Origin of the sequence: Pseudomonas gingeri (genome assembly GCF_013386115.1) — a bacterium.
GTDB lineage: Bacteria > Pseudomonadota > Gammaproteobacteria > Pseudomonadales > Pseudomonadaceae > Aquipseudomonas > Aquipseudomonas gingeri.
The window spans coordinates 644,636-658,974 of sequence record NZ_JACAOR010000002.1 but is presented as its reverse complement, the minus strand read 5'-3'; the positions used below and the strand labels follow the sequence as shown (position 1 = coordinate 658,974).

General features: G+C 64.7%; 10 protein-coding genes. 8 read left to right on the top strand and 2 right to left on the bottom strand.

Features of this window, described 5'->3' with window-relative positions; translation table 11 throughout:
- Nucleotides 1-17: 17 nt before the first annotated feature.
- The gene (locus HX881_RS07655; protein ID WP_177083786.1) at nt 18-512 is read left to right on the top strand and encodes a GNAT family N-acetyltransferase; all 495 of its coding nucleotides are present in this window, start codon (nt 18-20) and stop codon (nt 510-512) included.
- On the opposite strand, the gene HX881_RS07650 is transcribed toward HX881_RS07655, so the two are convergent.
- Both HX881_RS07650 and HX881_RS07645 read right to left on the bottom strand, forming a co-directional pair.
- On the bottom strand, nt 505-816 hold the full coding sequence (locus HX881_RS07650) for a DUF6916 family protein (RefSeq protein WP_017124782.1): 312 nt from the start codon (nt 814-816) through the stop codon (nt 505-507). The genes HX881_RS07655 and HX881_RS07650 overlap by 8 nt on opposite strands.
- Nucleotides 817-950: 134 nt before the next feature.
- Nucleotides 951-1,541 carry a phage tail protein gene (locus HX881_RS07645; protein ID WP_177083784.1) on the bottom strand — a complete coding sequence of 197 codons (591 nt, stop codon included), beginning with the start codon at nt 1,539-1,541 and terminating at the stop codon, nt 951-953.
- 222 nt (nt 1,542-1,763) lie between these two features.
- On the opposite strand from HX881_RS07645, the gene HX881_RS07640 reads away from it, so the two are divergent.
- From HX881_RS07640 to HX881_RS07610, 7 genes are all read left to right on the top strand, one after another.
- Nucleotides 1,764-3,350, top strand: coding sequence for a glycosyltransferase family 39 protein (locus HX881_RS07640; protein ID WP_177083782.1), 1,587 nt, complete (start codon nt 1,764-1,766; stop codon nt 3,348-3,350).
- A 166-nt stretch (nt 3,351-3,516) separates the two neighbouring features.
- A complete protein-coding gene (locus tag HX881_RS07635; RefSeq protein WP_177083780.1) occupies nt 3,517-4,362 on the top strand; it encodes a sulfotransferase family protein in 846 nt (281 codons plus the stop codon).
- A 144-nt stretch (nt 4,363-4,506) separates the two neighbouring features.
- Nucleotides 4,507-10,458 (top strand): Ig-like domain-containing protein, encoded by a 5,952-nt coding sequence (locus HX881_RS07630; protein ID WP_425503464.1) that lies wholly within the window; start codon nt 4,507-4,509, stop codon nt 10,456-10,458.
- Between the two features lie 78 nt (nt 10,459-10,536).
- Nucleotides 10,537-12,051 carry a TolC family protein gene (locus tag HX881_RS07625; protein WP_177083776.1) on the top strand — a complete coding sequence of 505 codons (1,515 nt, stop codon included), beginning with the start codon at nt 10,537-10,539 and terminating at the stop codon, nt 12,049-12,051.
- On the top strand, nt 12,035-12,634 hold the full coding sequence (gene cysC, locus HX881_RS07620) for an adenylyl-sulfate kinase (RefSeq protein WP_177083774.1): 600 nt from the start codon (nt 12,035-12,037) through the stop codon (nt 12,632-12,634). The genes HX881_RS07625 and cysC overlap by 17 nt, the downstream gene beginning before the upstream one ends.
- Nucleotides 12,631-13,419, top strand: coding sequence for an aspartyl/asparaginyl beta-hydroxylase domain-containing protein (locus HX881_RS07615; protein WP_177083834.1), 789 nt, complete (start codon nt 12,631-12,633; stop codon nt 13,417-13,419). The genes cysC and HX881_RS07615 overlap by 4 nt, the downstream gene beginning before the upstream one ends.
- Nucleotides 13,407-14,339: a sulfotransferase family protein gene (locus HX881_RS07610; RefSeq protein WP_177083772.1), complete on the top strand. Its 933-nt coding sequence runs from the start codon at nt 13,407-13,409 to the stop codon at nt 14,337-14,339. Before HX881_RS07615 ends, HX881_RS07610 begins: the two co-directional genes overlap by 13 nt.

Here is a 14,339-nt window from a genome sequence, read left to right as displayed (position 1 = left end):
TTCAGGGAGTACAGCCGATGTTGAACAGTTCGTCCGCCGCAGGCTTGTCCATGCGGCCATCGCGGGCCACCGACGGGCCTTTTCTGCAAAGCCTCTACCAGTCGGCGCGACCCGAGTTGCAGTGGATCGATGCCGAGCCCGAGCTGATCGAGCAGGTGATCGCCCATCAGTTCCAGGTGCAGGAACAGGGGATCGGCGAGCACTTCCCCGATGCCATGCATTATGTGGTGGAAAAGCTCGACACCCCGATTGGCGTGCTCAGTGCCGATTTCGGTCCCAACGAAATCCGCGTGCTCTACCTGGCATTCATTCCGGGGGCCCGTGGCAAGGGTTTCGGGCGTACCGTGCTGCAAGGGGTGCAGAAGGCCGCCGAGCAGGTGCGCTGCCCGGTGGCGACGGTGGTCTGGGCCAGTAATCCCCAGGCGCGCCAGCATTACCTGGCGCTGGGGTTCCGGGTCGAGGAAAGTTCACCGGCCGCCGAGCGGCTGGTGTGGTATCCGGGCGTCAGTTGAAGACGATATTGAAGTAGCCCAGGGCCGGATCACGGCCCAGCGGCGGCTCGCGGGAGACGAACACCGCATCGAGACGCCCCACTTGTGGCAACTCCAGGGCGCACAGGCCGTCGACGAAGTCCGTCGGCCCGAGGCTGCGCAGCATCACGTTGAAAGGCACGCGCGAACTCTCCGGCAGTTGCGATTGCGGGCGCAGCCGGATCGACTCGACCTGCACCGGCAGCAGGCTGCCGTCGGGCAGGTGCAGGGGGCAGGGCTGGTCCACCAGTGGCTGGAAATGTTCGTTGGAAACCTGTTGCAGCATCGATGTTCTCCATAAGACACGGTCGGTGGGGACCCTTGTGGGAGCCGGCTTGCTGGCGATGAAGCCGACAAGTCTTGCATCGACCTTACGGACGCCATCGTTGGCAAACCCGCCCCCACAAGTTTTGTAGCCGATCAGTTACGTGACGGGAAGATTCCTTCCAGGGCGATGCTGAAGTTCACCACCAGGAACGGGTTCATCGTCCCCAGCGGCAGGTTGCCACCCGGTATGGTCAGGTTGCCGGCGATGGTGCTGGCGGCACCTTTCAGGGCGACTGGCGATGAACCTTGAGCGTCGGAAAAGATACCCGCCGAGGGTGGGCCCGACGGAGCGGATGCGCCGATGTAGGAGTTGGTGGCGGTCGGGGCGGTGACCGCGTTGCTCGGGGCACTCGCCAGGTTGATCGTGGTGTTGACGGTCAGGCTGGCGGTCGGAACCACCTGGGTGGGCAGGTTGCTGCTCAGGATCGACACATTTTCCGTGCCGCTGACTTCGCCCATGACCCGTGGCGTCAGGCCCGGCCCGTTACCCTGGCAGACCGGCAGCCGGCTTTGCAGGTTGGGCAGGCCGAAGGTCTGCTGGCCATTGCCGCCATAGGTCGTGCCCATCACCGCGAACAGTGCCTGGTATTGCGAGAGGGCCAGCAGTTGCCCGCTGCAGAGCGCCCAGCCCCTGGGGGCGAAGTTGAAGCCGAACATCTGGATGGTGCCGAGAAATACTTCCATGGATCCTTTTCCTTCAGCCGTGTTGGGAGAGGTGCGGTACCCGTTGTGCCCGGGCTTTTTGTGCACCGCCCCAAAGCGTAGACGCTGGCTTGGCACCTGCCGGTTTTTTTGCGGGGTAGAGGTCGCGATTGGAACAGTCGGGCAAGCCGATGACGTTCTAGCCTACAATCACCGGGTCATGCTTCCCGAGTGGGGGCAGTGGTTGATTTCCAGAGGGTGGTGATGGGCGTTCCGAGTAATGATGAAGCGACAACGCGACTTTACGGTCGGTCTGTCACGCACCCGCAACCTCTTGTACAGCTGCTTCGCGAACCCTGGCTGGTACCGCTCCTGGTGCTGGCCGTGGCGTTGCGCCTGCACCAACTGACGGCGGCGGCGATCTGGGGCGACGAAGGCTCCAGCCTGCTGCTGGCCCAGTACCCGCTGTCCGGCCTGTGGGTGCATGCGGCCCACGATGTCCATCCGCCGCTGTACTTTGCGCTGCTGCATGGCTGGATCGGCCTGTTCGGCGACTCCATCCTGTCGATCCGCCTGATGAGCGCGCTGCCCGGGGTGATCACGGTCTTCCTCGGCACCTGGCTGACCTGGCTGATCGCCGGTCGTCGGGCGACGCTCCTGGCCTGCCTGCTGCTGGCGCTGCTGCCCACGGCGGTGCGCTACAGCCAGGAAATACGCATGTATTCGCTGATGGGCGTATGGCTGCTGGGGGCGACGGTGGCGCTGGTGTACTGGGTCCGCGCACCCGAGCGCAAGCGCTACCTGGTGATCTATGCGCTGCTGATGGCGGCCGGGTTCTACACCCACTACTTTTCCGCGCTGTGCGTGCTGTCGCACTGGCTCTATCTGCTGGTGATCCGCCGTCAGCCCGGCAGTGCGCACCGCTATATCGCCCGCCGCGAGTGGTGGCTGGCCAACGTGGCGATCGTCGTGCTGTTCCTGCCGTGGCTGCCGGGCCTGATCGACCTGGTGCTGCACATGGATGACCTCAAGGTCGGCGGCGACGTCGGCTGGGAACCGGCGGTGACCTGGCGTTCGCTGCCCTCGATGATCTGGCAACTGATGGCCCAGGACGACGGTGAAACCATGCCGCTGTGGCTGTTCGTCAGCCTGCCGGCCTTCATGGCGGTGGTGCTGGGGTACATGGCCTGGAGCGATCGCAGCCGCTATCACTTCGACACGATGCTGGTGATCTACAGTGCGCTGCCGCTGGTGCTGGTCTTCGCGGTCTCGTTTGTCTCGCCGGTGTTCATCGAACGCTACCTGACCGTGCCGGCGCTGGCCCTGCCGATTATCCTGGCGCTGTTCATCGACCGGCTGGCGCGGCGTTTCAAGGTCCTGGCCGGGCTGTTGCTGGTGACGATCCTGGTGGTGGAGGGCGTGGGCCTGAAGAACAACTACACCGTGGACGCCGACGACCAGTTCAGCAATATGGTCGAGTACATGGACCAGCACCGGGCCGTGGGCGACCAGGTGGTCCTGGGCGACATGTTCTGGTACCTGACCTGGTGGTACTACGACAAGAGTGCGACGGCGCCCCGCCTCTATACCCGACCCACCGCCCAGGGTGTGTCGACCCGGCCCAACAGCTACGGCTTCGGCACCCTGGTCGATGAAAATGCCGGGGTCTATCTCGATCATCTGGAGGACCTGCCGGCGGGTAACGGCCGCGTCTGGCTGGTGATGAGCCGGGTGGCGCCGGACGAGTTCCCGACGATTCCGACCGGCTGGCGGAAAATCGACCAGCACGCGGGGGGCGACACCCAGGCGGTTTTATATGAGACCTGTCATCCCCCATGTAGCGGACACTAACCACCAGAGGCCTGATATAGAGCCATCAGACAGTGGAAAAGGCCCATGAACACCCGTGTTTATGGGCCTTTTCCGACTTAAAGTCCCTACGATTGATGTCAAAATACTACTAGTCCGCAACAATTCCTTACGCTACGCTTTGTCCTACAAATGGACTTACGTCACGGTGAATGGATTGCGCAGTTTTCACTTTATCTCCGGATTACCGCGCTCAGGGTCCACCCTGCTCTCCGCCATTCTCCTGCAGAACCCCCGTTTTCATGCCGGCATGACCAGTCCGGTCGGGTCGCTGTTCGCCAGCGTGCTGGGCCAATGCAGTGCCGGCAGCGAGTTCGGTTCGGTGATCGACACCGACATGCGCCGTCGCTTGCTCGCCGGGCTGTTCGATTCCTACTACGCCGACAAGAGCGACAAGTCGGTGATCTTCGACACCAATCGCCAGTGGTCCGCGCGCCTGCCCGCGCTGATGGACCTGTTCCCCCAGTCCAAGGTCATCGCCTGTGTGCGCAATGTCGCCTGGGTCATGGACAGCATCGAACGCCTGTATCGCGCCAATCCGTTCGAGAACACCAAGCTGTTCAACGATGACGGCGAACGCAACACCGTCTACAGCCGGGTCGAGACCCTGGCCCAGCGCAATCGCCTGGTGGGCTTCGCCTGGGCCGCGCTCAAGGAAGCCTATTACGGCGAACACGCCGACTCCCTGCTGGTGATCGACTACGACCTGCTGAGCCAGGCGCCGGACATGGTCATGCGGCTGGTCTACGACTTTATCGGCGAACCCTGGTTCGAGCACGATTTCGACAACCTGGCCTACGATGCCCCGGAGTTCGACCATTCACTGGGCATGGCCGGGCTGCACAAGGTCAAGCGCAAGGTCGCCTTGCAGTCGCGGCGCACCATCCTGCCGCCGGACCTGTTCGAACAGTACTCCAAGCTGTCCTTCTGGCTTGATGGAAGCGCCAGTACAGCCAATGTCATTCGCGTGAAAAACACGGCCGCGATCAATTGATCGCGGCTTTCATTTGAGTCCAAGAACGTTCGATCCCTGGTGAGCAGCATGTGGTGGAGCAAACAGAAGTCGCGGGCGGTAAAGCGGACAATCCAAGGCGCCAAGTCCCTGGGCACACCCATGATCATGTCGCTGGAGCCGCGCATGCTGTTCGACGGCGCGGTCGCGGCCACCGTGGCTACGGCGGCGGACAGTCATCCGACGGCGGACGCGGCCAAGGCGCCGACCGCTGACCAGGCGCCGGCCAGCAAGGACACCCACGCCCAGGCGGATGCCACCCCGACGCCCGCGCCTGCTGCCGTTCCCGGCCAGACCGTGGTGTTCGTCGACTCGCGCGTCAAGGACTTCGACAGCCTGCTCAAGGGCATCGCCCCCGGTACTCAGGTGGTGATGCTCGACGGCAGCAAGGACGGCCTGCAACAGATCGCCGATTACCTGGATACCCACCAGGGTGTGAGTTCCGTGCAACTGATCGCCCATGGCAATGCCGGCGACCTGTGGCTGGGCAACACCTACCTGTCGGCCGACAACGTCGCGGCCCGGGCCGATGTGCTGGCCGAAATCGGCAAGGACATGAATGCCGGCGGCGATATCCTGATCTATGCCTGCTACACGGCCGAAGGGCAGCGCGGCGTCAGTTTCGTCGACTCCCTGGCCGAACTCACCGGGCGCGATGTCGCGGCCTCGACCAATCGTACCGGGGTCGGCGGCGACTGGACCCTGGAGATTGCCACCGGCAGCATCGAAAGTGTCAATGTGCTGTCGCAGCAATCCATGTCCGCCTACCAGTGGGGCCTGGCGACCTGGACCGCGACCAACGGCAACGATTCGGGCGTCGGCTCCCTGCGCGCTGCGCTGGCGTCGTCGCAGAACGGCGATATCGTCACCTTCAACAGCGCCATGACCGTGGTGCTGAACAGTCAGCTGGTGGTCACCAAGAACATCACCCTCGACGGTGACCTGAACAATGACGGCGCCGCCGATGTGACCCTGGACGGGCAGTACAGGACCAGTGTGATCCAGGTCAACAGCGGCACCACCGTGACCTTCGACGGCCTTGTGATCACCCGCGGCCTGATCGCCGGAAACGGCGGCAATGGCGGCAGCGGCACCAGCGCGGCCAATTCGCTGGGGGCGGGGATCAGCAACTTCGGCGACCTGACGCTGAAGAATGTCAGCGTGACGGCGAACGCGGCCTCGGGCGGCGGTGGCGGTGGCGGTGTCACCGGTGGCGCGGTCGGTGGCGCCGGTGGTGGCGGCGGTGCATTGGGCAACGGCATCGGCGGGCATGGCGGCAGCACCGGCAGCGGCACTGGCAACTATGCCGGCAGCGCTGGCTCGGCCAACCAGGGCGGCACGGGAGGCGGTTATAACCTGGTGGTGATGGGCGGCAAGGGCGGCTCGGGCAGCGCCGGCGCCGGCTCGACCAACCCCTATGGCTACTCCAACGGCAGTGCCGGCGGCACAGCGGCCGTCGGCGGAATATCGATCGGTGGCGGTGGTGGCGGTGCCGGCTGGAACGCCATTGGCGGCAAGGGCGGTGGCGCGGCGGGCGGTATCTACAACGCCACTGGCGCCAAATTGACCATCGTCGGCAACTCGGCGATTACCGGTAACATCGGTGCCGGCGGCGGTGGTGGCGGTGGCGGTTCCCTGAACAGCGGCAGCACCGCCAATGGCGGCGACGGCGGCCTGGGCGTCGGTGCGATCTGGAACAAGGGTACGGTGCTGATCACCGCAGCCAACTTCGCGAGCCTGGGCGGCAGCGCCAACTCGGGCGCCAGCGGCAACGGCGGCCTGGCCAGTGCCGGCACGGCCGGTAACAAGCCGACGGCAGTCAATGGCCTGTTCAACGATGTCGGTGGTACGTCGGACAATGCCTATGTCCCGGCGCCAACCGCGACCATCGTGGTCGCGACCCCTGCCCAGCATATCGGCAGCACTTCGCAGGTAACCATTACCTTCAGCGAAGCGGTGAACGGTTTCACCCTGGCCGACCTGACGGTTGCCAACGGCAGCCTCAGCAATTTGCTCACCAGCGATAGTGGCAAGACCTGGACCGCGACCTTCACCCCTGACGCGAACGTTGCCAGCAGCTCCGGCCAGATCATCCTGGACAACACCGGTGTCACCAGCCAGTCGCTGGGTCTGGCCGGCGTCGGCACCACCGCGTCCAACAGCTACACCGTCGACACCGCGCGCCCGACTGCGACCATCCAGGTCGACAGTCCGGCATTGAACGTCGGTGGCTCGTCCCAGGTGCACATCACCTTCAGCGAGGCGGTGAGCGGTTTCAGCCTGTCGGACATGACGGCGTCCAACGGGACCCTGAGCAACCTGAGTACCAGCGACAATATCCACTGGACCGCAACCCTGACACCGGCTACCGGCAACAACAGCAGCGGCAACGTCATCACCCTGGACAACACGCTCTATACCGATACCGCAACCAACGCCGGCAGTGGCACGAGCACGTCCAACGCCTATGTGATCGATACCGTGCGGCCGACGGCAAGCATCGTTGTGTCCAACACCGCGCTGAACATCGGCGGTTCGTCCCAGGTGACCATCACTTTCAGCGAAACGGTCAACGACCTGAGTCTGGCCGACCTGACGGCGTCCAACGGCAGCCTGAGCAACCTGGTCCAGGTCGATGGCACCCACTGGACGGCAGTTCTCACACCGACCGCCGGGGTCAGCCACAGCGGTGATTTCATCACCCTGAACAACACCGCGATCAGCGATGGAGCGGGCAACGCCGGCAGCGGCAGCACCAACTCCAACACCTACGCCGTCGACACCCAGCGGCCCACCGCGAGCATCGTGTTCGGCAACACCAACCTGGGCATCGGCCAGACCTCGCCGGTAACCATCACCTTCAGCGAAGCGGTGACCGGGTTCACCCTGGCCGACCTGACGGTGAGCAACGGCGTCCTGAGCAACCTGACCACCAGCGACAACATTACCTGGACCGCGACCTTCACCCCGACCGCGGCTATCGTCAGCGCGAGCAACCACATCACCCTGGACAATACCGGGGTCCAGGATGCGGCGGGCAACGCCGGCAGCGGCACCAGCACCTCCAACAACGTCGCCATCGATGGCGTGCGCCCGACCGCCACCGTGGTGATCGCCAACGACTCGCTGAAGATCGGCGATACTTCGCTGGTGACCATTACCTTCTCGGAAGCCGTGGTCGGATTCAGCAACGCCGACTTGAGCATCGCCAACGGCACGCTGAGCGCGGTGAACAGCCTCGACGGTGGCATCACCTGGACCGCGACCTTCACCCCGAGCGCGAGCACGACCGATACCACCAACCTCATCACCCTGGACAATACCGCCTACAGCGACACCAGCGGCAATATCGGCACCGGCTCCACCGTTTCCAACAACTACAGCATCGACACCCAGCGGCCGACCGCGACCATCGTCGTCGCCGATCCGGTGCTCACCGCCGGGGAAACCTCGCTGGTGACCATCACCTTCAGCGAAGCGGTGACCGGTTTCACCCTGGCCGACCTGAGTACCAGCCATGGCAGCCTGAGCGGCTTGAGCAGCGCCGACGGCATTACCTGGACCGCGACCTTCACGCCAGGCACGAACACCAACAGCGCGACCAACGCCATCACCCTGGCCAATACCGGTATCGCCGACCTCGCCGGCAACGCGGGCACAGGCAGCACCAACTCGGCCAACTTCACCATCGACACCGTGCTGCCCACGGCGAGCATCGTGGTGGCTAGCCCGGCGTTGAATATCGGTGGCACGTCCCTGGTGACGATCACCTTCAACGAGGCGGTCACCGGCTTCAGCAATGCCGACCTGACCATTACCAACGGTACCCTGAGCGCGGTGAGCACCAACGATGGTGGCATCACCTGGACCGCCACCTTCACGCCGAGCACCAATCTCACCGACGCCACCAACCAGATCACCCTGGACAACAGCGGGGTCCAGGCAGTGGTTTCGGGCAATGTCGGCATCGGCTCCTCCGCGTCGAACAACTTTGCCATCGACACCCAGCGTCCGACCGCCACAGTCGTGGTGACGACCGACCACCTGGGCATCGGCGGTACGTCCGTGGTGACCATCACCTTCAGCGAGGCCGTGACCGGGCTCAGCCTGGCCGACCTGACCACCGACAACGGCACCCTGAGCAACCTGAGCACCAGCGACAACATCACCTATACCGCGACCCTTACGCCGGTGGCGGGCATCACTCAGAACAACAATCACATCGTCCTGGACAACACCGGCGTGGTCGACATCGCCGGCAACAGCGGTTCCGGAACCAGCGAATCCAACAGCTACGCCATCGACAGCCAGCGGCCGACCGCGACCATCGTGATGGCCGATCCGGTGCTCACGGCGGGCGAAACCTCGCAGGTGACCATCACCTTCAGCGAGGCGGTGACCGGTTTCGACAACAGCGACCTGACCGTGCCCAATGGCACGTTGAGCGCGCTGACCAGCAGCGATGGTGGCATCACCTGGACCGCGACCTTCACCCCGACCAGCAACATCAACGACACCACCAACCTCATCAGCCTGAACAACGCCGGCTACACGGACCTGGCGGGCAACGCTGGCACCGGCTCCACCTCCTCGGCCAACTTCACCATCGATACGGTACGGCCGACCGCGACCATCGTCGTGGCGGACAACGCCCTCAAGGTCGGCGAGACTTCATTGGTGACCATCACCTTCAGTGAAGCGGTCAGCGGTTTCGACGCCACCGACCTGAGCGTGGCCAGTGGCACCTTGAGCAACCTCACCAGCGGCGACGGCGGTATTACCTGGACGGCGACACTGACCCCGACCAGCAATATCACCGATACCAGCAACGTTATCGTCCTGAATAACAGCGGCGTGGCGAACGCCTCGGGCAACACCGGCCTGGGTACCACCAGTTCCAACAACTACAGCGTCGACACCCAGTCGCCGACCGCGACCATTTCGGTGGCCAACGACCACATCGGCATCGGTCAGACCACCACGGTGACCATCACCTTCAGCGAGGTGGTCAGCGGCTTCGATCTGTCGGACCTGAGCGTGGCCAACGGCACCCTGTCCAACCTGGCCAGCAGCGATGGCGGCAAGACCTGGACCGCGACCCTGACCCCGACCGTGGGCGTCACCGACGCGACCAACCTGATCGTGCTCGATACCAGCCTGGTCAGCGATGGTGCCGGCAACACGGGCGCGGGGATCGCCATCTCCAACAACTTCGGGGTCGACGCCGACCTGCCGACGGCCACCATCGTGGTCGCCAACCCGAACCTGACCGCCGGCCAGACCACCACCGTGACCTTCACCTTCAGCGAGAAAGTCACCGGTTTCGACCTGTCGGACCTGAGCGTGGCCAACGGTGTGCTGTCCAACCTGGCCTCCAGCGACGGCGGCAAGACCTGGACCGCGACCCTGACCCCGACGGCGAACATCACCGACCCGAGCAATTTCATCACCCTCGACACCAGCCTGGTCACCGACCTGGCGGGCAACGCCGGCACGGGTTACGCCAACTCCAACAACTACGGGATCACCACGGTGTCCCTGGGCGGCGACCCGCAGTTCCGGATCACCGATCCGGCACCGCCACCGGACCTGCCGAACGTACCGTTGCAACCGGTCGTCTTTGGTCCACCGAATGGCAACCTCGGCTCGCCCATCGGCTTCCCGCCGCTGTTCGAACAGCGCGATGTCGGCGGTGGCCTGCCACCGATCGGCAATATCTTCATCAGGAACGGTGCCCTGGCCCCGAGCTTCATCGCCCAGGTGTTCAGCACCGACAGCGGTGGCGACGGCAGTGGCAGCGGCTTCCTCGGCTTTGGCGGCGGCGATGGCGGGGTGTTTGGCAGCAGCACCCTGTCAGGGTTGTTCAACCGCGAGTCGAACAGCGACAGCGCGGGCTTCAAGGCCTTCGAGCGCCAGGGCAGCAAGAGCCTGGGCGATCCGTCCCAGGGCCTGCGCGGGATTTTCGGTGCGCCGACCCTCGGCCAGCAATTGCAGCAGCTCAAAGATTCCGAGCAGAAACAGCTGCATGAACTAGCCTGGGCTCTGGAACAGGTCGGCGTCAGCGAAATGCCGGCCTGAACAATTAACTGAGATCTGCGCCGACCGTTGTCGGCGCCTATAAAAATAGAGAGCGGTAGTCAGGGGCGGTGCCAGGGAATGAGAAGAAGTCAGAAGTTGTTCAGCGTCAGCTTGCTGGCGCTGGTAGTCAGCGGTTGTGCCGTCACCAGCCAGCCGATCGATCGCAGTGTCAGTGAACAACGCGCCAAAACCGATCTGCAGACCATGTACAAGGACCAGGAACCTCTCAGCGGCCCGCTGACCCTGCACGAAGCCATGGCCCGTGCGGTGAAATACAACCTCGAGGGGCGCCTGAAGATCATGGAAGAGGCCCTGGCCAAGCGCCAGCTGGACCTCGCCAGCTTCGACATGCTGCCGCGCATGGCGCTCTCGGCCGGTTATGTCGGGCGTAACAATGTCAGCGCCTCCAGTAGCCGGAGTGTGAGTACCGGCGATACGTCCTTGGTACCTTCGACCTCCCAGGACCGCGACCGTCGTGTCGCCGACCTGACCATGGTCTGGAACGTGCTCGACTTCGGCGTCAGCTATATCAGCGCCAAGCAGCAGGGTGACCAGCGCCTGATCGTCCAGGAACGTCGGCGCAAGGTGATCAACACCATCGTCCAGGACGTGCGCTCGGCCTATTGGCGGGCAGTGGCGGCCGAACGCCTGCTCAAGCAGATCGACAGCCTGATGGCGCGGGTCGAGGCGGCGCAGGGCAACAGCCAGAAGATGAGCGAACAGCGCATCGGCGACCCGATCCAGGCCCTGAGTTACCAGCGTTCGCTGATCGAGGCGACCCGCCAGTTGGAAGAACAGCGCAAGGCGCTGTCCCTGGCCAAGACCGAGCTGGCGACCCTGATCAACCTGCCCCTCGGCACCGACCTGACCCTGGCGACGCCGGACGACTACGCGATTCCGGAACTCAAGGTCGATATGGCCCAGCTGGAACACGAGGCCCTGGCCAGCCGTCCGGAACTGCGCGAGCAGGACTACCAGAGCCGTATCAGCTCCGCCGAAACCCGCAAGGCCATGCTGCGCCTGCTGCCGGGCCTGGAATTCTCGGCCGGCGGTCACTACGACAGCAACTCGTTCCTGGTCAATGACAAGTGGGCGGACTACGGCGTCAAGGTCACCTGGAACCTGTTCAACGTGATTTCCGCTCCGGCGGCCATCGATGTGGCCAAGGCCGGTGAGGAAGTGGCGACCGCGCGCCGCCAGGCGATGTCGATCGCCGTGCTGGCGCAACTCTATGTGGCCAACGCCAACTACCGCGAGGCGTTGCGCCAGTTCAAGACCAGCCAGCAACTGTCGAATATCGACGGGCAGATCGTCGGCCAGCTGCGCAACCGTTACCAGGCTGCCGGGCTGGGTGAACTGGACCTGATCCAGGGCGAACTCAACACCCTGCAAGCCGACCTGCGCCGCGACCTGGCCTATGCCGACCTGCGCAACGCCTACGGCCAGATCTTCGCCAGCGCCGGGCTGGATCCGTTGCCGGCGGAAGTCTCGTCGACCAAGGTGGCGTCGATTGCCGGGGCCATGGCGACGCGCGAATCGCAGTGGGCGGCCGGCAATATCAGCGTGCCTGTGACCCATGCCGAAGGACAGTAACCTGCTGGCGCCGCGGGCGAGTATCAGCCGCGGCCAGCGCGAGGCCCGCAACGGCCATCGCGGCACGGCGATCCTGCTGACCGGCTTGCCGGCGGCGGGCAAGTCGACCGTGGCCCAGGCACTGCAGGCCGCGCTGTTCGAGCGGGGACTGCAATGCCTGGTGCTGGACGGCGACGTCTTGCGTGGCGGTTTGAATCGCGACCTGGGGTTTGCCGAGCGTGATCGCCAGGAAAATATCCGTCGTGCCAGCGAGCTGGCCGGACTGCTGGTGGACAACGGCCAGATCGTGATCCTGGCGATGATCGCGCCCCAGGCCGATCTGCGTGAACTGTTCGCCCGGCGCCTGGGTGAGGATTATCGTGAAGTCTGGTGCAGCGCGTCATTGCAGGTCTGCGAAGGGCGCGATCCGAAAGGGCACTACGCCCGCGCCCGGCGCGGTGAGTTGGCGAGTTTCACCGGGATTTCCGCGCCTTATGACGTGCCGCACGCACCTGATCTGATCCTCGATACCGGGCTTCTTTCGGTGCCGGCCTGCGTCGAGCAACTGCTGGACCACCTGCAGTCATCCGGGGTGATTCCCTGAGCCTGCCGGCCTTTTCCCGTTTGCCTGTGGCGGTGGCTTTGCCGCTGCTGCTGCAGGCCCTTTCTCGTATCGCCGGACCGGCCTGGAAAGCCCACTTCAATGCCGATTACTACGACGGTGACTGGAGTGGCGTCGCGCTGATTTCGGCGGCGGATGCCTTGAGCGAGCTGGCGCCCGGGGCCGGTGCGCCGACCGAGCGCGAGCCCTGGTTGCTGGATGCGACCTGGGCGGCGGCCCTGGACCTACCCCTGGAGATACGTTCGGCGCGGTTGCTGCGCCTGGGGCCGGGCGGGCGGATTCACGAGCATCGCGACTACGACCTCGGTGCGCCGGACGCGGACCGACGACTGCACATTCCCCTGCTCAGCCCGCCGGATGTGGACTTCATGCTCGATGGGCAACGTATTCCGATGCAGGCCGGTGAGTGCTGGTTTCTCGATCTGTCGCGGCCCCACGGCGTCGATAACTGGGGCGAGGACGAGCGGATTCACCTGGTGCTCGATTGTCGTCCCAACCGCTGGCTGGAGCAGCAGATCGCCAATGGCCTGGCGACGACGCCGGCGCCGGGTATCGGCCGGGCCGCCGCGGATTTGGCGCGGTTTCGGACCTTGCTGGAGAACGATCCGGCGTTATGCCAGGCCTTGCAGGTTCTGGAGGACAGCGAAGCCTTTATCGCCCGTACCCTGCAATTGGCGGGCGAGCGCGGCCTGCGCTTCGGCCGTGAAGATATCCGTTCGGCGATGCGCCAGGGCCGCAGCCGCTGGAGCCAGCAATGGATGGCCTGAAGGACTGGCTGCCGATCCGCCTCTGGCAGCAGGCCGGCGAGTGGCGGGTGGACTGGTGCTGGTTCGGTGCGCGCCCGCTCGACCAGCCGTTTTTTCGCGAAGCGGTGGACGACGCGCTACGCCTGCCGTTCAACCAGGCATTCCGTCGTGAAACGTCCCTGGCGGCACTCAGCGAGTGGCGTGCCCCGGCAGTGGCCCCGACGGCCTTTATCTACCACGCCTCGCGTTGCGGTTCGACCTTGCTCGGCCAGATGCTGGCGCAACTCGACGAGGCTATCGTCATCTCCGAACCTCCGGCGCTGGATACCCTGCTGCGCGGGACATTCGCGCCGCGAGAGCGACAGGCAGCGCTGCGTGGCCTGCTGGCGGCCTATGGCCAATTGCGGCGTGGTGGTGAACGCAAACTGGTGATCAAGCTCGACGCCTGGAATATCGGTGAGCTGCCGTTGCTGCGCGAATGCTTTCCCGCCACGCCCTGGCTGTTCGTATACCGTGACCCGCTGGAAATCGCCGTATCCCATTGGCGTCGGGCGGGCATGCACATGGTCCCGGGGATGATCGGCGCCAGTTCGCTGGATACCGCGGGGCAGGACGACTCGCGGGAAGACTATATCGCCCGGCGGCTGGGGCGGATTTTCCGGCAGGGGCTGGAGCATTGCCGGGCGTCGGGTGGCGTGCCGGTGAATTACAGCGAATTGCCGGCGGCCATGGACGGGCATCTGGCGGATTTGTTTGCCCTGGATGCCGGGCAGCGACAGCGGGTTTTCGCGTCGGTCGGACAACACGCCAAACAGCCCGCCCAGGTGTTTGTGCCCGACAGCCAGGACAAGCACCGCGAGGCCTCCGCACAGCTCCGGGAGCGGGTGTCAGCCTGGGCCCAGGCGCCCTATGAGGCGCTGGAACGCCTGCGTTGCCCCTGA